This window comes from Actinomyces glycerinitolerans (assembly GCF_900098745.1).
GTDB lineage: Bacteria > Actinomycetota > Actinomycetes > Actinomycetales > Actinomycetaceae > Actinomyces > Actinomyces glycerinitolerans.
On the sequence record NZ_FQTT01000012.1, the window covers coordinates 202,314 to 226,010 of the forward strand.

The window sequence follows — 23,697 nt, forward strand, 5'->3', positions numbered from 1 at the left end:
CCTTACGTCTGTTTGGACCGCCCCAGTTGCACAAACTACGGCGGTCCAAACGGAGAGAAGCGGTCCGAACACCAAACAGAGGACTGCGGTCCAAACGGGGAGGGCGGTGACCCAATAGGGCCTGCGGCGCGCGAACCCGAAACAACGGTGGGCCCGCGTACCGACCTGACGGGGCCTGGCTGTCTAGGGCGACAGGCCCGCAACCACGGCGGGGCCCGCACGCAACGCGTGCGGGCCCCGCGGCTGCCTTTAAGGGTGTCGGCTGTGCTACAGCCCCAGCTCGCCGGCGAAGTCGCCGTCCTCCAGGCGCTTCTTCACGGTCATCAGGTACCGGGAGGCATCGGCGCCATCGATCAGCCGGTGGTCGTAGGACAGCGACAGGTAGCACACCGAGCGCACCGCGATCACCTCGTTGCCATCGGCGTCCTTGACCACGCGCGGCTGCCGGGTGATGGCACCCAGTCCGAGGATGGCGACCTCGGGCTGGTTGATGATCGGGGTATCGAACAGGGCGCCGCCGGAGCCGGTGTTGGTGATCGTGAAGGTGGCACCGGACAGCTCGCCGGGTTCGACCTTGTTGTCCCGGGTGCGTGCGGCCAGGTCGTTGATGCGCTTGGCCAGGCCCGGGATGTTCAGCTCACCGGCGTTCTTAACCACGGGCACGTACAGGCCGCGCGGCGTGTCGACCGCGATGCCGATGTGTTCGACGTCGTGGTAGGTCACCTGGCCGTCGCCGATGGTGGCATTCAGCTTCGGGTGGGCCTTGAGCGCCTCCGTGGCGGCCGCGACGAAGAACGGCAGGTAGGTGAGTTTGGTGCCATTGCGTGCCCGGAACTCGTCCTTGGCACGAGCACGCAGCGCCGCTACGCGGGTGACGTCGACCTCCACAACAGTGGTCAGTTGCGCGGAGGTCTGCAACGACGTCAGCATGCGCTCGCTGATCAGACGACGCAGACGACTCATCTTCTCAGTGCGGCCACGCAGCTCGGACTCGCCGGCCGACGGCGCGGGGCGGGTCGGGCTCGCCGCGGTGGGAGCGGCCGAAGACGCCGCCGGCTGCGGTGCGGAGACGGGTGCAGCAGGCTCGGCCTGCGGTGCCGGCGTGGCCTCGGCCTGCGGTGCAGGCGCGGCGGCCTCCGCCCGCGCCGCCGCCGCGGCCTCCACGTCCTGCTTGCGGATGCGTCCGCCGACGCCGGTGCCGGTGACGGTGGCCAGGTCGACGCCCCGCTCACGGGCGAGCTTGCGCACGATCGGAGTGACATAGCCGACCGACGGCGATGCGTCCGGGGCGGCGGGTGCCGTTGAAGCCGGTGCCGCGGCGGGCTCGGGTGTCGGCGCGGCGGGCTCCTGCGGCGTCGAAGCGGCAGGCGCGGGCTCGGCGGGCGCGCCGCCGGCCTCGGCCGGATCGCCCACGATGGCCAGGACGGTGCCGACCTCGGCGTTCTCGTCCTCGGCGACGCGGATCTCCAGCAGGGTTCCGGAAACCGGGGAGGGGACCTCGGTGTCGACCTTGTCGGTGGCCACCTCCAGCAGGGGTTCACCGACCTCGACGGTGTCTCCCACGGACTTCAGCCAGGAGGAGACGGTTCCCTCGGTTACCGACTCGCCCAGGGCGGGCATCTTCACGGACTCAGCCATTAGAGCTTGCCTTCCTCGTTGGTTTGCTGATTGCTAGTTCAATTCGGGTGGCGCGAGTATGCGGTCAGCCGTGGTTGTGCAGCGGCTTGCCGGCCAGGGCCATGGCGGCCTCGCCGATGGTCTCGTTCTGGGTGGGGTGGGCGTGCACCAGGGCGGCGACGTCGTTGGCGTCGGCCTCCCACGACACGATCAACTGGCCCTCGCCGACCTGCTCACCCATGCGGGCGCCGATGGCGTGGAAGCCGAGGATGGGACCGTCCTTCAGGGACACCAGCTTCACGAAGCCCTGCGTGCCCAGGATCTGGGACTTGGCATTGCCGGCCACGTTGAACTGGCTGGTGACGATGTTCTCCGCGCCGTGCAACTCGGCGGCGCGCGCCTCGGACAGCCCCACGGAGGCGATCTGCGGCTCGCAGAAGGTCACCTTGGGCACCTTGACGTCGTCGACCGGCTCGGGATCCAGGCCCGCGATCCGCTCGGCGACGGCGATTCCCTGCGCGAAGCCGCGGTGAGCCAGCTGCACGCCGGGCACGATATCGCCCACGGCCCACACCCCGGGAACGTTCGTGCGCCCGTGCGGGTCGGTGAGCACAAAGCCGCGGTCCATGGCCACGCCCACCTCCTCAAAGCCCAGGTTGGCGGTGGCCGGGCCGCGGCCCACCGCGATCAGCAGCACCTCGGCCTCGGTGACGGCACCGTCGGCGGTGCGCACCTGCACGCCGCTATGCGTGCGTTCAACGGACTCGAAGCGGGTGCCGATACGGAAGTTGATGCGCCGCTTGCGGAAGGCGCGCTCGAGCTGCTTGGAGATCGCCTCGTCCTCGTTGGGAACCAGGTGCGGCAAGGCCTCGATGATGGTGACCTGGCTGCCCAGGGAGGCCCAGGCGGAGGCGAACTCCACCCCGATCACCCCGCCTCCCAGGATCACCGCGGACGCAGGCACGTGATCGAGTTCGAGGGCCTGCTCGCTGGTGATCACCGGCCCGGAGATCTCCTGCCCCATGGTCTTGGAGTAGGAGCCGGAGGCGAGAACCACGTTGCGGCCCCGGTAGTGCCGGCCCGCCACCTCGACCGCGTCCGGCGCGACCAGGCGGCCCCAGCCTCCCACCAGGTCGATGCCGCGGGAGGAGACCAGCCCCTGCAGCCCCTTGTACATGCGGGCGACGATGCTGTTCTTGTACTCCTGGACGGCGGGCATGTCGATGCCCTCCAGGGCCGCCCGGATGCCGACTGCGGAGGCCTCCCGAACCGCGTCCGCGGTCTCCGCCGCGTGCAGGATGGCCTTGGTGGGCACGCAGCCGCGGTGCAGGCAGGTGCCACCCACCTTGTCCGCCTCAACCAGTGCCACGCGCAGCCCGAGCTGGGCGCCGCGCAGCGCCGCCGCGTACCCGCCCGAGCCGCCCCCGAGCACCACCATGTCGTAAACGGCGTCTTGACCGGTTCCGGCCCCGTCGATCGCACCTGCTTGTGTCACGTGCATGCTTCCTTTCAAAGTCGGCCGTGAGCGGCGGTGTTGTTCGGCGGCCAGCGATGGCCGCGGTCCCGCGAATGGGGACGAGAGTCCCGGGTAGCCTACGGCATGGATCACCTGCACGGCGAGTGTTTACTCAGCTCGGTCGGTGCCCTGCCGCGCGCCCGTGATCCGGTCCTCCAGGAAGGCCAACAGCGTGGCGACGCCGAAGCCGGTCCCACCGGTGGGGGTCAGCCCCCAGGCGGACTTTTCGTTGTAGGCAGGCCCCGCAATATCCAGGTGCGCCCACGGGGTCCGGCCCACGAACTCGCGCAGGAACAGCCCCGCCACGAGCATGCCGCCGGCCCGGTTGCCGACGGCGGCATTGCGCAGATCCGCGAAGGGGGACTCCAGGTTGGCGCGCAGATACGCCGGCAACGGCATGGGCCAGAAGTCCTCCCCGGCGCGCTCGGCCGCGGCGATGACGCCGTCGCGCACCGATTCGCTACCCATCACCGCGGCGACGCGCTCGCCCAACGCCACGATCTGTGCGCCGGTCAGGGTCGCGACGTCCACCACGACGTCGGGCTCCTCGGCGACGGCGGCGGCCAGGGCATCGGCGAGCACCAGCCTGCCCTCGGCATCGGTGTTGGTCACCTCAACGGTAGTGCCGTCGAATATGGTGACCACGTCGCCCGGGCGCTGGGCGGCCCCACCGGGAAGGTTCTCCGCCAGGGCGAGCCAGGCGGTCGTCTTGACCGGCAGCCCCAGCCGGGCCGCTGCCAGCGTCGCGGACAGCACGGTGGCCGCCCCGGCCATGTCCGACTTCATGGTGGGCATGGAGGTTGGCGGCTTCAGTGACAGGCCGCCGGAGTCGAAGGTGATGCCCTTGCCCACCAGGGCGACGTGCTCGGCGTCCTTGACCCGCGGCGTCCAGGCCACGCGGACCAGGCGGGGCGGATGCACCGCCCCCTGGCCGACTCCCGCAATCCCGCCGAAGCCGTCGGCTGCCAGGCGCTTGTCGTCATACACCTCAACCTCCAAGCGGCCGTCCTTGCGGCCGGGCCCGGCCGCGGCGGCGGCTCGGCGGGCGTACTCGACGAAGGCGGTGGGGGTGAGCGAGGCGGGCGGGTCATTGACCAGGTCCCGGGTGGCGGCCACCGCCTCGGCCAGGACGCGGGCGCGCTGCAGCACCGGCGCCGCCCCATCCGCTGGGCTGCGGCGCAGCAGCGTGCGCGGCAGTGGGCCCAGCGGGGTCAGCACCGTGATCCGGGCCAGGGGTGCTGTCGGCTCCGGGATCCGCCGTGACCAGACGTAGGCGCCCTCCAACGCGCCCTCGGCTACTGCGGCCAGGCGCTCGGTGGTGTCCGCGGGTAGGGCGAAGACCGCATGCTCGGTTCCGGCCAGGTCGCGGGCGGCGCGTCCGGCCGCCCGGCGCAGTGCGGCGACGTCGTCGCCGTCACCGGTGCCGACCACCAGCAGGGTGGGGGCCAGCGAATCCCGGCGCGAGTGCTCCAGCGCCGCCGTGGGCACCCGCACCACGGCGTCGAGGGCCGCGGTGAAGCCGAGAGTGGACAGCAGTGCCGGCAGCGCGCTCAGATCCGGCAGGATGCCCAGTCCGGACTCCTCACCGAGCAGAACCGGTGCGTCGGCTTCCGCGCGGGCCGCCAATACCAGGACATCGCCGCCCACCTCTGCGGCCGACAGACTGGAGGTCGTAATCTCACTCATGCGGGAATGGTAACGTCACAGCGCCGGCCACTGCCGGGCCCGCCGGGCGCCATCCGGGAACGGCCCGGCTCCGAATCAGTGCACCACGAGGTCAGTAACCGTATGGATGAGTCTTCCCAGGCGCGGTCCCTCAACGACACGCGCCGTCCCGCGCACGGCTGGGGGCGCGCACTCGTGGGGGTCTTCGCGCTTTTCGGCCTGGCGGTGGCGCTGCCCGCCTTCGTCGACCTGGCCCGGTCGGGTGCGGGCATGCGCCTGCCGGCCGGGCTCAGTGGCCTATGCGGGGTGGGCTACGTGGTGCTGTCGGTTGCCGTGGCTCACAACGGCCGGCGCATGCGGCGTGTCGGATGGGCTTGCCTAGTAGTTGAGTTGGTGGGGCTCGTCGCCGTCAATGTGGTGGGCCTGACGGGCTCCGCCTGGTCGGTGTGGGGGAGTGCCTGGTGGTACCTGCCGGTGCTCCTGCCGCTGGTCGGCGGCGCGCAATTGTGGCTGGCCGATCCGCGTCGCATCGTCACCAATGCCGAGCGCATCACCGACATCTCCGACACGATCCAGGGAACCGTTCACCGCGACCGCAAGTAACCGCCCTCAAGGGGCGCGCTCAACGTGTGCGGCGACGGCGCAGCCACGCCTGCGTGCGCGACCCCAGGGAGGTGCGCTGCTCGGCGGCCTCGACGGCACGCCGCTGCTGCCGGTACAGGCGCCGCACCATGTCCTCCTGACTCACCCAGCCGATCAGCTCCAGTCCACCGTCCGGCAGCGCCTGCGTGACCGGCAGCGCCTCCAGGTGGGATTCGATCAGCGCCCCCAGCACACGGTGCGCGTCCGCGCCGCCGTCCACGTGCTCCCGGTCCAGGGGCAGCCCGCCCACGCATCGCGGAGAACCGGACGCCTCGCCGGCGTCGGGGTGGGAGCGCGCCTCCGCGACGGCGACGGCGGAGACACACCCCAGCCAGACCGGCTTAGGGGCCCCGGCGCCGGACTCCGGCTTCCCAGCGGCGGTGTCCCCCACCACCGGCAGGCGCACCGCGCCGGCCGCACGCAGCGCCTCGGCGGCCTCGGCCAGCGAGGCGGTGGCCTCCAGCACCGCCGGGGGCGCGTGCATCAGGCCGCGGGCGTCCACCCGGCCCACCAGCGTGGCACGCACCGGGTCGTCAATGTCATCGCCGCGGCGGCGCAGCTCTTCGGTGTAGATCGTGGTGCGGGTCAGGAACCGGCTCATGGTGGTGGACAGCGCCACCGCCAGCATCAGCGGCAGCAGCAGGTGGTACTGGCCGGTCATCTCGATGATCAGCACGGTGCCGGTGATGGGTGCGCGCGCCGAGCCCGCGAAGACCGCGCCCATGCCGATCACTCCGAACACGGCCGCAGCCTCGGGCCGATTCGGCGCCAGCGCGGTGCCCCAGGCCGCCCCCAGGGTGGCCCCGATGCACAGCGACGGCGCGAACACGCCACCGGTCATACCGACCCCCAGGGTCACCGAGGTCGCCAGGATCTTCGCGGCCGTGAGTCCCAGCAGTGCTGCCGCCGTGTACTGGCCGCCCAGGGCACGATCCAGCACCGCGGCCGACTCGCCGTACACCTCCGGCACCGCCAGCAGCAGCGCCCCCACCAGCAGCCCGCCCACTGCGGGCCGGACCCAGGCGGGCAGGTGCAGCCGGTCGCCGACAGCCCCCAACAGGTCCGCCGCCAGGTAGCGACAGCGGGAGAAGAGCACCCCGACAACGCCGCCGACCAGGCCCAGCAGCGCCACCCACAGCAGCTGGGCGTCGCCGTGCAGGTCAAGCGCCGGCAGCGACACCGACAGGGTGGTCCCCAGCAGGTGGTGCGCCAGCACCGTGGCGGCCACGCAGGCCAGCACCACGAAGGCGAAGGCGTCCACGGTGAAGTCCATGAGCACCACCTCCAGGGCGAAGAATGCCCCGGCCAGTGGGGCGTTGAAGGCGGCGGCGATCCCGGCGGCCGTGCCCGCGGCCGCCAGTAGGCGCACGGAGCGCCGCGGCAGCCCCAGGCGCCGCCCGAAGACGCTGGCCGTACTTGCGCCCAGCTCGGCGATCGGTCCCTCCGGCCCCACCGATCCGCCGCCACCAATGGTCAATGTGGCGGCGAGCACGCTCGCGCCGGCGGGTAGGGGAGCCATGGTGCCGTCGGACCGACGGGCCGACCAGATCACCCCCGCCACGCCGTGGCCGGTGGCGGTTGCACCCAGCCGGCTCATCAGCACCCCGACCAACAGACCGGACAGCACCGGCGCCGCCAGCACGAACCCACGGCCCAGGCCCGCCAGCACCCCGGTGGACGGCCCCAGAATCAGGGTGTAGTCGTCGGTACCGGTCAGGACTCGGGTCCACAGGTCGATGCCGGCCCGGAAGACGACGGCACCGGCCCCGGCCGTCAAACCGGTGAGTACCGCCAGAATGAACAGTCCGGTGCGGTGGTAGCGCAGCAGATTCAGGGCGTGTTCCCGCAGCCGGCCGCCTGCATTTCTGGGCACGAGTGCAGTCACGGCCGGCGCGGTTGTCAGCGGTCCAGGTTGTCCACGTGCAGGGCGACCCGCTCCAGCACCGGGGAGGCCAGGCCCCACACCTGCGCGTAGAAGCTCAGCTCGTCCTGGTAGGCGCGGTGCACGTTGGCGGCGAGGCTGAAGCCGTGCCCCTCGCCCTGGAAGACCTCAAGGGCGACCGGCAGCCCCTTGGCCTTGACCGCCTCGTACATGCCGGTGGCCTGAGCGGGCGGAATGATCGGGTCGGCGCTGCCCTGCAACAGCAACAGCGGGGCGTGAATGTCGTCGATGCGGTTGATCGGGGAGCGCTCGGCGTAGACCGGGTCATCCAGGTCGTCCGCGCCCACCAGCCTTTGAATGTAACGGGACTCGAACTTGTGAGTGGTGCGGGCCAACTGGGCCAGGTCGGCCACCCCGTACAGGGAGGTGCCGGCGCTGAACACGTCGGAGCGGGCCAGCGCCGCCAGGGCGGTGAATCCGCCGGCGGAGGCACCACGCACCGCGATGCGGGCCGGGTCCACCTTGCCGGAGTCGGCCAGGAACTGGGCCCCTGAGACGACGTCGTCAACGTCGTACACGCCCCACTTGCCGTTCAGCAGGCGCCGGTAGTCCGAGCCGTAGCCGGTCGAACCACGGTAGTTAACGGCCAGATAGGCGAAACCGCGGCTGGTCCAGAACTGGATGCGCAGGTCATACCCGGTGCGGTCCATGGCGGTGGGGCCGCCGTGCACGCCCACGATCAGCGGCGGCAGCTCGTCGTCGGGACCGACATAGGCGGAGGAGGCCGGGGCGTAGAAGAAGCCGTGCGCGGTGGCGCCGTCGGTGGTGGGCCAGGAGACGGGCTCGGCGAAGGAGATGCCGGCGTCGTGAGCGGAGAAGTCACCCGAGCCGCGCAGAATCTCCACCTGCCGTCCACGCACCTCCACGATGCTGGGCAGCTCGGTCTCGCTGCCGGCCAGCATGACGACGCGTCCCCCGGAGGAGGCGACGTTGCCCATCGGCTGCCAGCCGACGTTCCACTCCTCCAGCTCCCCATTGGCCAGCTTGACCGTGCCCAGGTGCCACACGCCGTCGCGCGCCCAGGAGGCGATCAAATGCTCGCCGTCGAGCACGTCGAAGTGGTGCGGCCCCAGCACCCAGGCGGGGGAGGTGAAGGTCGCGTCGATCGGGTGCAGCGGGCGGGTGCGCAGAGACTCGGTCCAGCCCTCGCGGTTGGTGCCGCGGCGCGGGAATCCCTCGGTGCGGTACAGGTTCCAGAAGCCGGAGGCGTTGGACACGTGCACGAGTTCGCACTCCTCGGTCCAGCGCGGCTCGGACACGGAATAGCCGGCGCCCCCGTCGACGACGGTCTGGGAGCCGATGGTGCCGTCCGGGAGCAGGTCACCCACGTGCAGGGTGGCGTTGTCCCAGGGCATGTCCGGGTGGTTCCAGGTGATCCAGGCCAGGTGCTCCCCGTCGGGTGACAGCGTGGGGGAGACCACGAAGTCGGTGCCGGACACGATCGTGGTGCAGACGGCGTCGTCGCGGGCGGCCGAGCCGTCCAGCGGAATGGCCACCAGCGTGTTGACCGGCTCGCCGTCGCCGCGATGGTCCTCGCGCACCGCGTAGACCAGGCCGCGGGCGGTGTCGATCTCCAGGTCGCCGTGGCGCACGTCCCCGTAGATGGTCAGCGGCACCAGGCCGCGCAGCCGGTGGGCGACGTCGTAGCGGTACAGACGCCCATCGCCGGCGTGGGAGACGACGATGATGCCGGAGTCGACGGCGTAGGCGCGCCCGCCGTACTCATGCACACGGGTGCGGGCGTCCACCAGCTCGTCGGCCGGCGTCAGCGGCAGTACCTCACCGATCTGTCCGTCGCCGTCCCGGCGCAGCAGGACCTGGCGGCCGGCCTGGGAGGCGCGCTGCTCCACCCAGTAGGTGTCCCCGCCATCCACGCGCACCTGTGACAGGGACAGGGTGCGGGTGGTGATGGTGCCGGGGGTGATCGGCGAGGGCCAGGTCCCGTACGGCGCTTTGGTACTCATCGTTCCTCCTGAAGGCGGTGGGTCGGCGCGGGGCGCCCGTCGGGCGGTGCGCACGGTCCGGGGCCAACCCTACGTGTTCCCGGCTGCACGGTGTCCGCTTGTGGCGCCTAGTGGGCCGCGGGTCGTGGCGGCCCGCCCGGCGCGGATGTGCATATGCTGGGACGCCGTGGTGGCAGCGGTTCCCCGCGTGCCGCCGCAACCCGACCGGCAATAGGAGGAGACGCGCCGATGAGTGAGACCCCTGCCACCCTCGGCGCGGCCGGTGCTGACCGCACAGGTGGTGTTCCCGACGCCGTCGGCACCCCCTCATCCCTGCCCGCTACGCCACTGCTCAGCCGCATCCACCGCCCAGCCGACCTGCGCGGCCTGACCAGTGACGAAATCGAGGCGCTCGCGGCCGAGATCCGCCGCTACCTGGTGGCCACGGTGGCGCGCACCGGCGGGCACCTCGGCCCCAACCTCGGGGTCGTCGAGCTGACCCTGGCCCTGCACCGCACCTTCCGCTCTCCGCGCGACACCATCGTCTTCGACACCGGCCACCAGGCCTACGTGCACAAGCTGCTCACCGGTCGGCAGGACTTCAGTCGGCTGCGCGAACGCGGCGGCGTATCCGGCTACCCCTCCCGGCAGGAGTCCATTCACGACGTCGTCGAGAACTCCCACGCCTCTACCGCCCTGTCCTGGGCGGACGGCATCGCCCGCGCCAACCACCTTCAGGGACGCGACCGGCACATCGTCGCCGTGATCGGTGACGGGGCGCTGACCGGCGGCATGGCGTGGGAGGCGCTGAACAATATTGCCGACTCTGCCGATAAGCACCTGGTGATCGTGGTCAACGACAACGGTCGCTCCTACGCGCCCACCATCGGTGGACTGGCGCACCACTTGGACGCGCTGCGCACCAATCCCGGCTACGAGCGCATGCTGTCCAGTGTGAAGCACACGCTGCTGTCGCAAGGTGCTCCGGGGCGCGCCGCCTTCGATGCGCTGCACGGCCTGAAGCGCGGTCTCAAGGACATCCTGGTGCCCTCGGCCTTCTTCGAGGACTTGGGCATCAAGTACACCGGGCCGGTCGACGGGCATGACGAGACCGCGGTGGAGTTCGCCCTGGCCCGGGCGCGGGATTACACCGAACCGGTGATCGTCCACGTCATCACCGAGAAGGGGCGCGGCTACACCCCGGCCGAGGAGGACGCCGCCGACCGCTTCCACGCCGTCGGCCGCATCCACCCGGAGACCGGGTTGCCGGTGGTGCCCTCCCGCTTCGGGTGGACCGCCGTCGTCGCCGAGGAGCTGCTGGCGCTGGCTCGTGCCGACAAGCGGGTTGTGGGCATAACCGCCGCCATGCAACAGCCGGTCGGTCTGCAGCCACTGGCCGACGCGCTGCCCGATCGGGTGATCGACGTCGGCATCGCCGAGCAGCACGCGCTCACCAGTGCGGCCGGCATGGCCTTCGCCGGCCTGCATCCGGTGGTCGCGCTGTACGCGACCTTCCTCAATCGGGCCTTCGACCAGGTGCTCATGGACGTGGGCCTGCACCGGGCCGGCGTCACCGTGTTGCTGGATCGGGCCGGTGTCACCGGCACCGACGGCGCCAGCCACAATGGCATGTGGGACATGGCGCTGTTGGCGCACGTGCCCGGCCTGCATCTGGCCGCGCCCCGCGACGAGGCCACGTTGCGCCAGGCCGTGCGGGATGCGGTCGACGTGGACGATGCGCCCACGGTGGTGCGCTATCCGAAGGGCTCCCTGCCCGCCCCGCTGCCGGCCGTGCGCACCGTGGGGGAGGACGACGGGCCCTTCGGCGCCGTGGACGTTCTGCTAGACACGGCGGGGGAGCGGCCGGTGCTGCTGGTTGGAGTGGGTGCCATGGCCGAGAACGCGCTCGACGCCGGGCGGAGCCTGACTGCGGAGGGGGTTGCCGTGCGGGTGGTGTGTCCGCGCTGGCCCGTGCCGGTGCCGGACGCGCTGGTCGAGCTCGCCCGCGCCGCGAGCGGCACGGTGGTGGTGGAGGACGGGCTCGTGGAGGGCGGCGTGGGCTCGCAGCTGCGCGACGCCGTCGAGGACGCCTCCCTTGCGGACGGAGTCGCGGAGGTCCCCCGCGTAGCCCGGCTGGGTGTGCCGCGCCGCTTCCTGCCGACGGCCACGCGCGAGCAGCTGCTGGCCGACTTCGGCATGGACCGCGCGGGGATCTGCGCAGCGGTGCGTCGCCTCGTGAATCCGGACACGGCCCCGGACGGCAGGGGCTGATCTCGGCCCCGACCGGCGCACCCACGCAGATGTAGGACACCAGTCCCAGGCTGGGGGTGGAGCGTGGCTCGGGGCGATGCGTCGGCGTCGTCCGGTTGAACGAGCGGCACGCGACCGGAGTCGGCGCGCGCGACGGACTGGCATGAGGGTATCTAGAGCAGATTGCCGGGGCGGGCGCGGATCGCCGTGATTGTGCGGTTCTTGGGTGTTCACGGGGAGTGGTGACCGGAGGAACAGGTTGCGCCGACACCTAGGACTAACGTCCTAGGTTAGGTTGGGCTGGGTAGTGGCTGTGAGTCATCCCACCGGGTGGTTTTGAATCGGCATGACACAAAGCGGGACGTCTGGCCTAGTCTTAACTCGACGGCGCAACGATGTACCGCCACGCCTCACAAGGGCGCACACCATCGGGTGGCGTGAGCCACCCACCCTATAGGAGGGCACGGATGACAACCGAGGTCACAGCATCCGCCACTGCGGACGAGACCACCAGCCGCGACGCGTGGGAGGGCTTCACCAAGGGCCCGTGGACCGAGGATATTGACGTCCGGGACTTCATCCAGCGTAACTACACCCCGTACGCGGGCGACGCGTCGTTCCTTGCCGGCGCCACCGACAAGACCCTGCGCCTGTGGGACACCCTGGAGAAGAACTACCTGTCTGAGGAGCGCAAGGTGCGCATCCTCGACGTCGACACGCACACCCCGTCCGACATCGACGCATTCCCTGCCGGCTACATCAGCGAGGACGACGACGTCATCGTCGGCCTGCAGACAGACTCCCCGCTCAAGCGCGCCATGATGCCCAACGGTGGCTGGCGCATGGTGGAGCAGGCGATCAAGGAGGCCGGCAAGGAGGTCGACCCCGAGGTCAAGAAGATCTTCACCCGCTACCGCAAGACCCACAATGACGCGGTCTTCGACATCTACACCCCGCGCATCCGTGCCGCCCGCAGCTCCCACATCATCACCGGCCTGCCCGACGCCTACGGCCGCGGCCGCATCATCGGCGACTACCGCCGCGTCGCCCTGTACGGCGTCGACCGCCTCATCGAGCTCAAGCAGAAGGCCAAGGACGCCGTTGCCGACAAGCCCTTCTCCGAGCACTGGGCCCGGTACCGCGAGGAGCACGCCGAGCAGATCAAGGCGCTGAAGAAGCTCAAGAACATGGCCGCCTCCTACGGCTTCGACATCTCCGGCCCCGCCAAGGACGCCCACGAGGCCGTGCAGTGGACCTACTTCGCCTACCTGGCCTCCGTGAAGTCCCAGGACGGCGCCGCCATGAGCATCGGTCGCCTGTCCGCCTTCCTCGACATCTACTTCGAGCGCGACCTGAAGAACGGCGTCATCGACGAGTCCCGCGCCCAGGAGCTCATCGACAACATCGTCATGAAGCTGCGCATCACCCGCTTCCTGCGCACCACCGACTACGACCAGATCTTCTCCGGCGACCCCTATTGGGCCACCTGGTCCGACGCCGGCTTCGGCGAGGACGGCCGCCCGCTGGTCACCAAGACCTCCTTCCGGCTGCTGCAGACCCTGCGCAACCTGGGTCCGGCCCCGGAGCCGAACATCACCATCTTCTGGAACGAGGACCTGCCCAAGGGCTACAAGGACTTCTGCGCCCTGATCTCCATCACCACCTCCGCCATCCAGTACGAGGCGGACGAGCAGATCCGCGAGCACTGGGGCGACGACGCCGCCATCGCCTGCTGCGTTTCCCCGATGCGGGTCGGCAAGCAGATGCAGTTCTTCGGTGCCCGCGTGAACGCCGCCAAGGCGCTGCTGTACGCCATCAACGGCGGCCGCGACGAGATGACCGGCAAGCAGGTCGTCACCGGCCTGCCCGGCATCGAGGGCGACGCCCCGCTCGACTTCGACGAGGTCTGGGACAAGTACGAGAAGATGCTCGACTGGGTGGTCGGCACCTACGTCGAGGCGCTGAACATCATTCACTACTGCCACGACCGCTACGCCTACGAGGCCATCGAGATGGCGCTGCACGACTCCGACATCGTGCGCACCATGGGCTGCGGCATCGCGGGCCTGTCGATCGTCGCCGACTCGCTGAGTGCCATCAAGTACGCCAAGGTCACGCCGGTGCGCGACGAGACCGGCCTCGTGGTCGACTACGTCACCGAGGGCGACTTCCCGATCTACGGCAACGACGACGACCGCGCCGACGAGATCGCCGCGACGGTGGTCCACACCATCATGTCCAAGATCAAGGAGCAGCCCCTGTACCGGGACGCCATCCCGACCCAGTCCGTGCTGACGATCACCTCCAACGTCGTCTACGGCAAGGCCACCGGCTCCTTCCCGTCCGGCCACCAGAAGGGCACCCCCTTCTCCCCGGGCGCCAACCCGGAGAACGGCATGGACACGCACGGCATGGTCGCCTCCATGCTGAGCGTCGGCAAGCTTGACTACAACGACGCCCTCGACGGCATCTCCCTGACCAACACCATCACGCCCCAGGGCCTGGGCCGCACGCTCGACGAGCGCGTGTCCAACCTCGTGGGCATCCTCGACGCCGGGTTCGTCCCCGAGAACGTCGAGGCCTGATCGCGTCGCCCCGGCGGTTGCCACCAGACCATCTGAATCAACTCATTCTCACCATTAGAAAGGGGCCGCACATGCCCACATACGAAGAGCGCCTGGAGTCCATGAAGGCTCAGCGCGACGACAACGGCGGAGTCAAGGGCCTGTACCACGCCAACATCAACGTGCTGGACCGCAGCACGCTGGAGGACGCCATGGAGCACCCGGAGAACTACCCGAACCTGACGGTGCGTGTCTCCGGCTACGCCGTCAACTTCGTGAAGCTGACCCGCGAGCAGCAGCTCGACGTGCTCAACCGCACCTTCCACGCCGGCGCCTGAACCGACACGGGTGAGGGACTCAGATGACTGAGACCATCACCCCGGAGCAGACCGGCGGCCGGGACCAGGACTTTCTGGCCCCGGCCGCCCGTCTGCGCGGGGCCGGAATCGGCGGGCTCGAGGAGCTGACCGACCTTCAGAGATCCGAGCGCCTCGCCCGCATGCGTGAGGGCACCTTGGGGTCCATCCACTCCTGGGAGCTGGTTACCGCCGTCGACGGGCCGGGTACCCGGATGACGATCTTCCTCAACGGTTGCCCGCTGCGCTGCCTTTACTGCCACAACCCGGACACCTTCCTCATGCGGGACGGCGAGCCGGTTGAAGCCGACGAGCTCCTACGCCGGATCGGGCGCTACCGGAACGTCTTCAAGGCCACCGGCGGCGGCATCACCCTGTCCGGTGGGGAGGTGCTCATGCAGCCGGCCTTCGCCGCACGCATCCTCGCCGGCGCGAAGGCCATGGGGATCCACACCTGCATCGACACCTCGGGCTACCTCGGCCAGCACGCCTCGGATGAGATGCTCGACAACATCGACCTGGTGCTGCTGGACGTCAAGAGCGGCGACGAGGAGACCTATAAGAAGGTCACCGGCCGCGAACTCGCCCCGACGATCGACTTCGGCGACCGTCTGGCCGCCAAGGGCATCGAGACCTGGGTGCGCTTCGTGCTGGTACCGGGGCTGACGGATGACCCGCAGAACGTGGAGAACGTTGCCCGCATCGTGGAGCGCTGGCGGCCGGTGGTCTCCCGCGTTGAGGTGCTGCCATTCCACCAGATGGGCACCGACAAATGGGATGCGCTGAAGCTGGAGTACAAGCTCCGCGACACCCGTCCGCCCGAGCCTGAACTGGTGGAGTCCACCCGCCAGATCTTCCGCGCGCACGGGTTCACAGTGCACTGATCTTCTGCGCCCGCTGCGCGAACCGCCCCCGGCACGTAACGCGTGCCGGGGGCGGTTCGGCTTTGCGCTGCTACTTCGACCGGCCTCGGCGAGGGGACGGAGGTCTGGTGCGGATCAGTGCAGGGCGGTGGCAAGCGACCGGGCCACCTGCTCGATCTGCCAGGGACGCGCATCGAAGGAGGCCAACAGGGCGGACACACCCGCCACGGACACGTCGACGCGCCGACCAGCGGCCTCGGCCTCGCCGACCTCCCACGCCAGACGCCGCTGTGCGTCCGTGCCCAGCAGTACCTCGTGGGGGATCCGCAACTGCTCGGCGCGTTCCCGCACGCCGCCGCGTACCCGCTCCAGTGCCGCCGCCGATTCGGGATGATGCCGCGGCCACGAGCGCGGCTGTGGCAGCTCTCCCGGGGCGAGTGGCGCATGCACGGGCGGCAGCTGATCCTCCGGCAGCTCCAGGGCGCGCTCCACGGCCCGCCACCACAGCTCCTGGTGTTGGCGCGCCGTGCGCGAGGAGAACTCCCGCAGGCCGGCCAGCCGGCGCGGCGACGTCGGGCGTATCACCGCCGCCGCCACCAGGGCCCGGTGGGGCAGCACCTTCGACGGGGTCACGTCCAACTGCCGGGCGAGCTCCTCGCGCGCGATCCAGAGCTCACGCAGCACCGCCGCCGAGCGGGGCGAACGCAGCGCCGGGCCGGAGCGGGGCGTGCGCCGCCAGGGATCGGGACGGGGCGCCCGGGCAGGATGGGCCAGTTCGTAGGCGAACTCCTCGGCCGCCCACTCGGCGCGCCCGGCCGCATGCAGTTCTTCAGCGAGTGCGTCGCGCAGGGGCAACAGCAGTTCGACGTCGAGCGCCGCGTAAACCAGCCACGACTCCGGCAGCGGCCGCGTCGACCAGTCGGCGGCCGCATGGTCCTTGGCCAGACGCAGTCCCAGCGTCTCCTCGATGACGGCGCCCAGCCCCACGTGTTCGCGCCCCAGCAGGCGGGCCGCCAACTCGGTGTCGAACAGGCGCTCGGTGGACAGCCCCAACGCCGTCAGACAGGGCAAATCCTGGTCGGCGGCGTGCAGCACCCACTCCGGGCCGTCCAGGGCGGCGGCCAGGGCTGACAGCTCGCCCGCGCCCTGCGGGTCCACCAGCACCGTCCCGGCGCCCGCGCGGCGCAGCTGCACCAGGTAGGCGTCCTGACCGTAGCGGAAACCGGAGGCCCGCTCGGCGTCGACGGCAACCGGCCCGGTGCCGGCCGCCAGGGCGGCGGCCTGGCGGGCGAGTGCGGCAGGCGTGTCGGTCACGGCGGGCAGCCCCTCGGCGGGCTGCTGATAGGCGACGACGGCGTCGGCGGGGACCGGGCGGTCGGTTGTGCCCGGGACGGCGGCCGGGCTGGGTGCGGGGGCGGTCATCGCGTCGCTCCCGCCAGGCCCAACGGGACGGCGCTTTCCGGCTCGTGCCCCGCCGCCAAGTGAATCAGTTCGTACCAGGCCTGCAAATGCGGGCCGAGGTCGGGCGTGGCCGGAGTCCAGGAGGAGCGGATCTCCACCTGGGCACTGGCGTCGGTCAGTTCCAGGCCTCCGAAGGTGTCGGACAGGACCCGGGTGACGGTGCCGACCAGGGCGTGTCGGCCGGCGCCGGCATGCTCAAGCGCGTCGGTCAGCCAGGACCAGGCGGCGGCGCTGAGCAGCGGGTCCGCGCCGATGGCCTCATCGACCCGTGCACGCACCATCACCACCAGCCGAAAGTCGCCGTCCCAAGCGCGCTGCGTCGCCGGGTCGTGCAGCACCACGAAGCGTCCAGAGGCCAGCGGCGTGCCCGCCTCCGTTTGAACCGTCTCCGCCGTGAGGGCGGCGGCGTAGGGGGCGAGCCGAGACGGCGCGGGCACCTCCTCCAGAATCAGGCCGCGCGGTCGGGCGACTTCGCGCAGTGACAGCAGAGCGGTGCGGAAACGTTCCGGCATCGAGGATGCGGCCGACTCTGGGGCCGACGCGCGGGGGATATCAGCCACCGCCCCAGGCTACCGGCGCGCGTGCGCCCACCGCGTCGCCACGCCGTGTCAAGGGCCGCCGTCGGACACGTCTCAGGCGCAAGCGCACCGCAGGCCCGTCTCCTGGTCTATCGTGAGACCGGCCAGGCGGGCGCAGCTCGCGGCGGCGACACCATCAGCCCCAAGACAGGACAGGAACCCCATCCATGACCTTGCCCGAGAACGCCACCCCCCGCGCATCCGGCGGCACCATGCGGCGCATCGACTGGGAGACCTTCCGGCACATCGCCGCCGACGCCGACACCACGCTGCCCATCGAGCAGAGCGCCGCGTGGGACGCCTTCGACGCGGCCGTGGACGGACGCGAGCCCTGGGGACGACTGGTCTACTCCGCCTCCGACGGCACCCCCCGCGCCCTGATCTCGCTAACCCGCATGTCCGTGCGCGGCTTCCCCTACCTGTGGGCCCGGCACGCCCCGGTGTGGCTGGGCGCAGAGCCGACCGCCGAGGAGGAGGCCGAGCTGCGGGAACTGCTGGTTCAGGGCGTGCGCTTCCACGACCCGGCCATTGTCTTTGTGCGCCTGCACTGCACCCACTCCGCCCCGGAGTTGCACGAACTGCTGCAGACCATGCCCCACGACCGCACCATCATTTTGAACTTGGACCGGGAGGACGACGAGGCCTTCCTGGCATCCTTCAAGTCACGCGGGCGCCGGGACGTGCGCAAGGCGCTGCGTAACACCGAGCTGACCTTCCACGATGAGACGGACCGGGCCGAGCAGGTATTCGGGGAGCTGTACCAGATCCTCCTGGAGACCGGCGACCGTGACGGCTTCCACGCCGCCCCGGAGGACACCTACCGGACCATGCTGCGCACGCTCGGCACCGACCACTGCCGACTGTACGTGGTGCGCCGGAACGGCGGGGAGGCGCTGGCCTGGAGCATCGACACCCTGTGGGGCGACGGTGCGGCGCACTACTATGCCGCTTCCACCGCCGAGGGGCGGCGCAGCCTGGCCGCCGACGCGCTCGTGTACAAGGCGGGCTGTTGGTTGCGCGAGCGCGGCGCGCGCACCTGGGACCTGATGGGGGTGGGGTCCGAGCGAACCCCCGAACTGAACGGCGTCGGCAGTTTCAAGGCCAAGTTCACCGCCGACGGTCCAGTATCCGTGCCCGGACCGTGGGATCTGCTGGTGCGGTCGCGCGTGTACGCCGGGCTGGTGAAGGCGCTGGAGCTCAAGCACCGTGCGGAGGCGGGCGTGGCCGCTGCGCGCAGCCGGATCGGTGCGCTGCGCGGCGGCGTTGGCGACGATTCGGACGCCGCGGCGCAGCAGTAGCCGGGCCGCGCGGCGCGGGCGAGCCTCAGGGCTGCTCGCGGTGCGGGCGGGCCAGGACCACCACCGACTCCCCGCCGACGACGTCGGCCAGGAGCCGGGTGCCGCCGGACACCGGTGCGCCGGTGAGAACATCGGTCCACTCGCCCTGCGGCAGCACAATGGTGTGGCCGCCCCAGCCGCCGAGTCGTTCGAGACGACGCCCCAGGCGTCGCACCACCACGACGACATCGGCCTGATCGTCCAACAGACGGGCGTAGGCGAAGGCGCAGGCGGTAGTCGTCGGCAGCGGCATGTAGCCGGAACGCTCGCCGACGAAGGTCTCGGGCCTTTCGGCGCGCAGCCGACACAGTCGGCTGGTCAGGCGCAGCTTGGCCTCATCCAGCGTCAGTTCGGCATGCGGCTCGGCCTGCTCCACCCGGTCGAGGGCGGCACGCAGACCACCGTCGGAGTCATAGTCGACCGGGCGGCGGTTGTCCGGGTCCACCAGTGAGGTGCGGGTGACCTCGCTGCCCTGGTAGACGTCTGCGACTCCGAGCCAGGTGAGCGTCATCGCCTTGTTCGCCAGGATGGTGTCCCGCACGGCGCGGGACGTCAGTGCGGCGAAGTCGTTCAGCTCCTCGGCCACGTCCGCGCGCGCCAGCAGGGCGGTTGCGTAGTAGGCCAGTTGGCCCTCGCGCTCGGTGTCCGGTGCCGTCCACGTCGTCCACGACTTCTGCTCGCGGGCCGCCTTGATCAGGTAGGCCCCCAGCCGCTCGCCGGTGATGGGGTCTCCGGAGTCGGGAGCCCAGGTGCCCCACAGCGTCTGCCACAACAGATTCTCGGTGGCCCCATCCAGATCGGCGGGGCGTATACCCGCGGTCAGATCACGCAGCCGATGAACTACCTCGGCCCATTCGGCGGCGTAGGAGGCGAGCACGTCGATGCGTGCGCGCACGTCCTCGCTGCGTTTGGTGTCATGGGTGGTGGACGTGACCATGGTGGCGGGCCAGCTGCGCTGGACGCGCCCGGCCCAGGCGTGCGCCTCATCGGCGGGTAGGGCGAAACCGGCGGGGTCGCCGCCCACCTCGGTCAGGCTGGTCAGGTGCGTCCACCGGTAGAAGGTGGTGTCCTCCACGCCCTTGGCGGTGACCGCGCCACACACCTGCTGGAAGCGGGTGATGATCTCCGCCCGCTCCGGTGAGTCCGAGGGCTCACCGGAGCCAACCTGCTCGCCCAGCAGGAGCGCCACCACCAGGTCGAGTGTGGGGAACTGGTCGGGAGTCAGGTGGGCGCGCGCTCGTGCGGCGGTGTCCCGCAACACGGCGGCCTGCTCCGCGTCGGCCTGCCGTCCCGGAAGCACATAGGCCCGGTAGCGGTCAGCGGCCACCAGAAGTTCGACCACGCAGGCGCGCAGGTCCCGGAAGGTGTGGTCGGACAGATACAGGTCCCGGGAGGTGATGGCGTGCAGCAGGTCCACCAGCCGGTTCACTTCTGAGGCCAGGGAGCCGGCGATGATCTCCCGCTTGGCGTCTCCGGAAACGCGAGCGTAGTCGATCGGCACGTTACCGGTGAGTTCTCGCATCAGGGCGCCAAGCGTGCGGGCTCCTGCGGGATCGACCTGTAGCTGGTCGATGCGCCAGGCGGCGTCGTATCCGGTGGTGCCGGCGGCGCGCCAGGAGTACGGCAGCAGTTCGTCGGGGGCGAGGATCTTCTCCGCCGCGACCCAGGCGCCGCCCGTGGCCTGGGCGAGCCGATCCAGGTAGCCCTCCGGGTCGGCCAGGCCGTCGGGGTGATCCACCCGCAGGGCGTCGATCGCCCCGGCGTCGACCAGCTCCAGGATGAGTGCGTGCGAGCCTGCGAAGACCTCCGGGTCCTCCACGCGCACGGCCGCCAGCGTGGCAATGTCGAAGAAGCGCCGGTAATTCAGTTCCTCGTCACCCACCCGCCAGTAGGCGAGCCGATAGTGCTGGCGGCCCAGCAGCTCCGGCAAGGGCAGGGCGTGGGTGCCCGCGGCGAGCGGAAAGACGTGGTCGTAGTAGCGCAGCACCCACTGCTCGCCCCGCTCCGGCTCGGTGGGTATGACCATGCGCTCCACGGTGAACTCGCCGTCGGTCAGGGCCTGCCCGATCCGCTGACCGAGCACCGGCATTAGCAGCTTCTCGCCGCGGGGGGCATCGAACCAGGCGGCATACGGTGAGTCCGCTCCGTCCCGCAGCACGGACCACAGGGGCGGGTTGTGCCATACCGGGGTCGGCACCGACATGTGGTTGGGGACGATGTCCACCACGACGCCCATGCCGGCGGCGTGGGCCTCGCGGGCAAGCTTCTCCAGGCCCTCCCGACCGCCCATCACGGCGCTGATGTGGGTGTGGTCGACGACGTCGTAGCCGTGGGTCGAGCCCGGGCTGGCCGCCAGGACGGGGGAGAGGTACAGGTCGGTCACGCCCAGTCTGCGCAGGTAGGGCAGCTGGGCGCGCACGTCGTCGAAGGTCAGCGACTCTCCCAACTGCAGTCGGTAGGTGGTAACCGGGGTGCGCTTGGACGGATCGGGCAGGTGACGGGCGGCGTCGTCGTCATTCATGCGAGCTCTCCTGCCTGCTCGGTGACCACGGTTGTCGCCGGTTCGGACGGTGCGGCGGGCGCTGTCACCGCCGCAGCGGTATCGGCGAGTGCCTCCACCGCGACCTGGGGTGCGGCGGGCGCTTCCTCCTCGGCCACGGGTTGGGGGGTAGCCGGTTCGGGCGCGGGGATGGACATGAGGAACAGCATGGAGTGGGCTTCCACCGTCACCTGCTGGCCGGCCTCCCACTCCTCCCCGGAACCGGTCGCCACCTGCTGGGGTCGAGGAGCCGTGCTCGGGGCGGTGTCCAGCACGGTGCGCCAGCGGGGGCTGTGGTCGGGGCCGGGCAGGGTGAAGACGATGTCCTCGCCGGAGGCGTTGAACAGCGCCAGGAAGGAGTCGTCGCTGATGCGCTGGCCGCGCTCGTCGGGCTCATGGATGGCGTCGCCGTTGAGGAAGACCGCCATGGCCCGGGCGTACCAGGTGTCCCAGTCCTCGTCGGTCATGCGCGCACCCGACGGGCTCAGCCACTCGATTTCGCCGAGCTCGGACTCGCCGCCGTGCGCGGCCTCGCCGGTGAAGAAGCGGCGGCGCCGCAGCACCGGGTGCTCCCGGCGCATGCGGATCATATTGCGGGTGAATTGCAGCAGGTCCTCCTGCTCCTCGGTCAGGTCCCAGTTGACCCAGGTGGTCTCATTATCCTGGCAGTAGCCGTTGTTGTTGCCTCCCTGGGTGCGGCCCATCTCATCGCCGTGGCAGAGCATGGGCACGCCCTGACTGAACATCAGGGTGGCGATGAAGTTGCGCACCTGCCGCCCGCGCAGAGCCAGCACGTCGGGGTCATCCGTGGACCCCTCCGCACCGCAGTTCCAGGAGCGGTTGTCGGAGGCGCCGTCGGCGTTGTTCTCTCCGTTGGCCTCGTTGTGCTTTTCGTTGTAGGAGACCAGGTCGTGCAGGGTGAAGCCGTCGTGGGCGGTGACGAAGTTGATGGAGGACACTGGCGTGCGTCCCGAGCGCTGGTACAGGTCCGAGGAGCCAGTGATCCGGGCGGCGAACTCGCCCAGGGTGGAGGGCTCGCCCCGCCAGAAGTCGCGCACGGTGTCCCGGTACTTACCGTTCCACTCGCTCCACAGGGCGGGGAACTCGCCCACGTTGTAACCGCCCTCACCCACGTCCCAGGGCTCGGCGATCAGCTTGACCTGGGAGAGGATCGGGTCCTGGTGGATGATGTCGAAGAAGGCGGAGAGCTTGTCGACCTCGTGGAACTGCCGTGCCAGGGTGGAGGCCAGGTCGAAGCGGAAGCCATCCACGTGCATCTCGGTGGCCCAGTAGCGCAGTGAGTCCATGATCAGTTGCAATACCGCCGGGGAGCGCATGAGCAGTGAGTTGCCGGTGCCGGTGGTGTCGAAGTAGTGGGCCTGGTCGCCGTCGACCAACCGGTAGTAGGCGGCGTTGTCGATGCCTCTGAACGACAGTGTGGGCCCCATGTGGTTGCCCTCGGCCGTGTGGTTGTACACCACATCCAGGAGCACTTCGATATCGGCCTCGTGCAGGGCCTTGACCATGGCCTTGAATTCCTGCACCTGCTGACCGTCGGTGCCGTGGGCGGCGTAGGCGTTGTGCGGGGCGAAGTAGCCGATGGTGTTGTAGCCCCAGTAGTTGGACAGTCCCTTGTCCTGCAGGAAGGCGTCGTTGACGAACTGATGCACTGGCATCAGCTCGATCGCGGTGATGCCGAGATCCTTCAGATGGTCTATGACCGCGGGCTCGGCCAGGCCCGCGTAGGTGCCGCGCAGGTGCTCGGGAATGTGCTGGTTGAGTCTGGTCAGTCCCTTGACGTGTGCCTCGTAAATGATGGTGTTGTGGTATTCGTGGCTGGGCGGCCGGTCCCGGCCCCAGTCGAAGTACGGGGAGACCACCACCGAGCGCATGGTGTCGGGCGCGGAGTCCTCCTGGTTGCGGGTCGAGGGGTCGGAGAAGTCGTAGGAGTACAGCGCCTGCGATCCGACCACCTGGCCGGACATCGCCTTCGCGTAGGGGTCCAGCAGCAGTTTGGAGGGGTCACAGCGGTGCCCGTTGGCGGGGTCGTAGGGGCCGTGCACCCGGTAGCCGTAGTGCTGGCCGGGTTGAACGGAAGGCAGATAGGCGTGCCACACGTCCGCGTCCTCCTCCGTCAACGGGATGCGGGTCTCCCGACCGGCGTCGTCGAACAGGCACAGTTCCACGGCCTCGGCTGCTGAGGAGTAAAGGGCGAAGTTCGTGCCGGAGCCGTCGTAGTTGGCACCCAGCGGGTAGGGGCGGCCCGGCCATGTCGACAGTTTGGGCGACTCCGGGCGTTCCTCCTCCGACGCCGACTGAGCCCGGGCAGGCCGGGGTGCGGAGGGTACTGCGGACGGCGAAGAGACGTCGGCAGAAGCGTTTCTGGAACTGTGCATGGGCACAACTGTGCCACGGATTGATGCT

At 70.3% G+C, this 23,697-nt stretch carries 15 protein-coding genes; 6 read left to right on the top strand and 9 right to left on the bottom strand.

The genetic code is table 11. The features are described 5' to 3' along the window. Positions 1-267 precede the first annotated feature (267 nt). The 3 genes from sucB to ACGLYG10_RS11165 all read right to left on the bottom strand — a co-directional run bounded on the left by sucB (position 268) and on the right by ACGLYG10_RS11165 (position 4,819). The gene (gene sucB / locus ACGLYG10_RS11155) at positions 268-1,638 is read right to left on the bottom strand and encodes a 2-oxoglutarate dehydrogenase, E2 component, dihydrolipoamide succinyltransferase (RefSeq protein WP_073331823.1); all 1,371 of its coding nucleotides are present in this window, start codon (positions 1,636-1,638) and stop codon (positions 268-270) included. A gap of 64 nt (positions 1,639-1,702) precedes the next feature. Next, positions 1,703-3,055 carry a dihydrolipoyl dehydrogenase gene (gene lpdA / locus ACGLYG10_RS11160; RefSeq protein WP_170866511.1) on the bottom strand — a complete coding sequence of 451 codons (1,353 nt, stop codon included), beginning with the start codon at positions 3,053-3,055 and terminating at the stop codon, positions 1,703-1,705. A 186-nt stretch (positions 3,056-3,241) separates the two neighbouring features. Then, positions 3,242-4,819 carry a leucyl aminopeptidase gene (locus ACGLYG10_RS11165; RefSeq protein WP_073331829.1) on the bottom strand — a complete coding sequence of 526 codons (1,578 nt, stop codon included), beginning with the start codon at positions 4,817-4,819 and terminating at the stop codon, positions 3,242-3,244. Positions 4,820-4,921: 102 nt separating this feature from the next. Between ACGLYG10_RS11165 and ACGLYG10_RS11170 the strand changes: the two genes are divergently transcribed. Beyond that, a complete protein-coding gene (locus ACGLYG10_RS11170) occupies positions 4,922-5,401 on the top strand; it encodes a hypothetical protein (RefSeq protein ID WP_073331832.1) in 480 nt (159 codons plus the stop codon). A gap of 19 nt (positions 5,402-5,420) precedes the next feature. On the opposite strand, the gene ACGLYG10_RS11175 is transcribed toward ACGLYG10_RS11170, so the two are convergent. Together ACGLYG10_RS11175 and ACGLYG10_RS11180 are read right to left on the bottom strand one after the other, a co-directional pair. Further along, positions 5,421-7,313 carry a chloride channel protein gene (locus ACGLYG10_RS11175; RefSeq protein ID WP_073331834.1) on the bottom strand — a complete coding sequence of 631 codons (1,893 nt, stop codon included), beginning with the start codon at positions 7,311-7,313 and terminating at the stop codon, positions 5,421-5,423. A 26-nt stretch (positions 7,314-7,339) separates the two neighbouring features. After that, entirely contained in the window at positions 7,340-9,346 is a 2,007-nt protein-coding gene (locus tag ACGLYG10_RS11180) for an alpha/beta hydrolase family protein (protein WP_073331836.1), read from the bottom strand. A gap of 228 nt (positions 9,347-9,574) precedes the next feature. Here ACGLYG10_RS11180 and dxs point away from each other — a divergent pair, with 228 nt between their 5' ends. The 4 genes from dxs to pflA all read left to right on the top strand — a co-directional run bounded on the left by dxs (position 9,575) and on the right by pflA (position 15,379). Continuing rightward, positions 9,575-11,596, top strand: coding sequence for a 1-deoxy-D-xylulose-5-phosphate synthase (gene dxs / locus ACGLYG10_RS11185; RefSeq protein ID WP_083565864.1), 2,022 nt, complete (start codon positions 9,575-9,577; stop codon positions 11,594-11,596). Positions 11,597-12,042: 446 nt separating this feature from the next. Continuing rightward, positions 12,043-14,160: a formate C-acetyltransferase gene (pflB, locus tag ACGLYG10_RS11190; RefSeq protein WP_073331839.1), complete on the top strand. Its 2,118-nt coding sequence runs from the start codon at positions 12,043-12,045 to the stop codon at positions 14,158-14,160. 53 nt (positions 14,161-14,213) lie between these two features. Beyond that, positions 14,214-14,477 (top strand): autonomous glycyl radical cofactor GrcA2, encoded by a 264-nt coding sequence (gene grcA2 / locus ACGLYG10_RS11195; protein WP_348520452.1) that lies wholly within the window; start codon positions 14,214-14,216, stop codon positions 14,475-14,477. A 23-nt stretch (positions 14,478-14,500) separates the two neighbouring features. Continuing rightward, the gene (gene pflA, locus ACGLYG10_RS11200) at positions 14,501-15,379 is read left to right on the top strand and encodes a pyruvate formate-lyase-activating protein (protein WP_073331844.1); all 879 of its coding nucleotides are present in this window, start codon (positions 14,501-14,503) and stop codon (positions 15,377-15,379) included. A 114-nt stretch (positions 15,380-15,493) separates the two neighbouring features. Here pflA and ACGLYG10_RS11205 read toward each other — a convergent pair whose 3' ends face one another. Continuing rightward, positions 15,494-16,780 (bottom strand): HRDC domain-containing protein, encoded by a 1,287-nt coding sequence (locus tag ACGLYG10_RS11205; protein WP_083565865.1) that lies wholly within the window; start codon positions 16,778-16,780, stop codon positions 15,494-15,496. Further along, complete coding sequence (locus tag ACGLYG10_RS11210) at positions 16,777-17,331, bottom strand: DUF3000 domain-containing protein (RefSeq protein ID WP_073331846.1); 555 nt, start codon at positions 17,329-17,331, stop codon at positions 16,777-16,779. Before ACGLYG10_RS11210 ends, ACGLYG10_RS11205 begins: the two co-directional genes overlap by 4 nt. Positions 17,332-17,564: 233 nt before the next feature. Between ACGLYG10_RS11210 and ACGLYG10_RS11215 the strand changes: the two genes are divergently transcribed. Further along, entirely contained in the window at positions 17,565-18,695 is a 1,131-nt protein-coding gene (locus ACGLYG10_RS11215) for a lipid II:glycine glycyltransferase FemX (protein ID WP_139240957.1), read from the top strand. A 25-nt stretch (positions 18,696-18,720) separates the two neighbouring features. Here ACGLYG10_RS11215 and treY read toward each other — a convergent pair whose 3' ends face one another. Together treY and glgX are read right to left on the bottom strand one after the other, a co-directional pair. Further along, on the bottom strand, positions 18,721-21,255 hold the full coding sequence (treY, locus tag ACGLYG10_RS11220) for a malto-oligosyltrehalose synthase (protein ID WP_073331849.1): 2,535 nt from the start codon (positions 21,253-21,255) through the stop codon (positions 18,721-18,723). Next, a complete protein-coding gene (glgX, locus tag ACGLYG10_RS11225) occupies positions 21,252-23,669 on the bottom strand; it encodes a glycogen debranching protein GlgX (protein ID WP_083565866.1) in 2,418 nt (805 codons plus the stop codon). Before glgX ends, treY begins: the two co-directional genes overlap by 4 nt. Positions 23,670-23,697: the final 28 nt, after the last annotated feature.

Excerpts from the sequence above, each read along its gene's own strand:
- sucB (WP_073331823.1), bottom strand. The coding sequence starts at position 1,638 with ATGGCTGAGTCCGTGAAGATGCCCGCCCTGGGCGAGTCGGTAACCGAG.
- lpdA (WP_170866511.1), bottom strand. The coding sequence starts at position 3,055 with ATGGTGGTGCTCGGGGGCGGCTCGGGCGGGTACGCGGCGGCGCTGCGC.
- ACGLYG10_RS11165 (WP_073331829.1), bottom strand. The coding sequence starts at position 4,819 with ATGAGTGAGATTACGACCTCCAGTCTGTCGGCCGCAGAGGTGGGCGGC.
- ACGLYG10_RS11170 (WP_073331832.1), top strand. The coding sequence starts at position 4,922 with ATGGATGAGTCTTCCCAGGCGCGGTCCCTCAACGACACGCGCCGTCCC.
- ACGLYG10_RS11180 (WP_073331836.1), bottom strand. The coding sequence starts at position 9,346 with ATGAGTACCAAAGCGCCGTACGGGACCTGGCCCTCGCCGATCACCCCC.
- dxs (WP_083565864.1), top strand. The coding sequence starts at position 9,575 with ATGAGTGAGACCCCTGCCACCCTCGGCGCGGCCGGTGCTGACCGCACA.
- pflB (WP_073331839.1), top strand. The coding sequence starts at position 12,043 with ATGACAACCGAGGTCACAGCATCCGCCACTGCGGACGAGACCACCAGC.
- pflA (WP_073331844.1), top strand. The coding sequence starts at position 14,501 with ATGACTGAGACCATCACCCCGGAGCAGACCGGCGGCCGGGACCAGGAC.
- ACGLYG10_RS11205 (WP_083565865.1), bottom strand. The coding sequence starts at position 16,780 with ATGACCGCCCCCGCACCCAGCCCGGCCGCCGTCCCGGGCACAACCGAC.
- ACGLYG10_RS11210 (WP_073331846.1), bottom strand. The coding sequence starts at position 17,331 with ATGCCGGAACGTTTCCGCACCGCTCTGCTGTCACTGCGCGAAGTCGCC.
- ACGLYG10_RS11215 (WP_139240957.1), top strand. The coding sequence starts at position 17,565 with ATGACCTTGCCCGAGAACGCCACCCCCCGCGCATCCGGCGGCACCATG.
- treY (WP_073331849.1), bottom strand. The coding sequence starts at position 21,255 with ATGAATGACGACGACGCCGCCCGTCACCTGCCCGATCCGTCCAAGCGC.
- glgX (WP_083565866.1), bottom strand. The coding sequence starts at position 23,669 with ATGCACAGTTCCAGAAACGCTTCTGCCGACGTCTCTTCGCCGTCCGCA.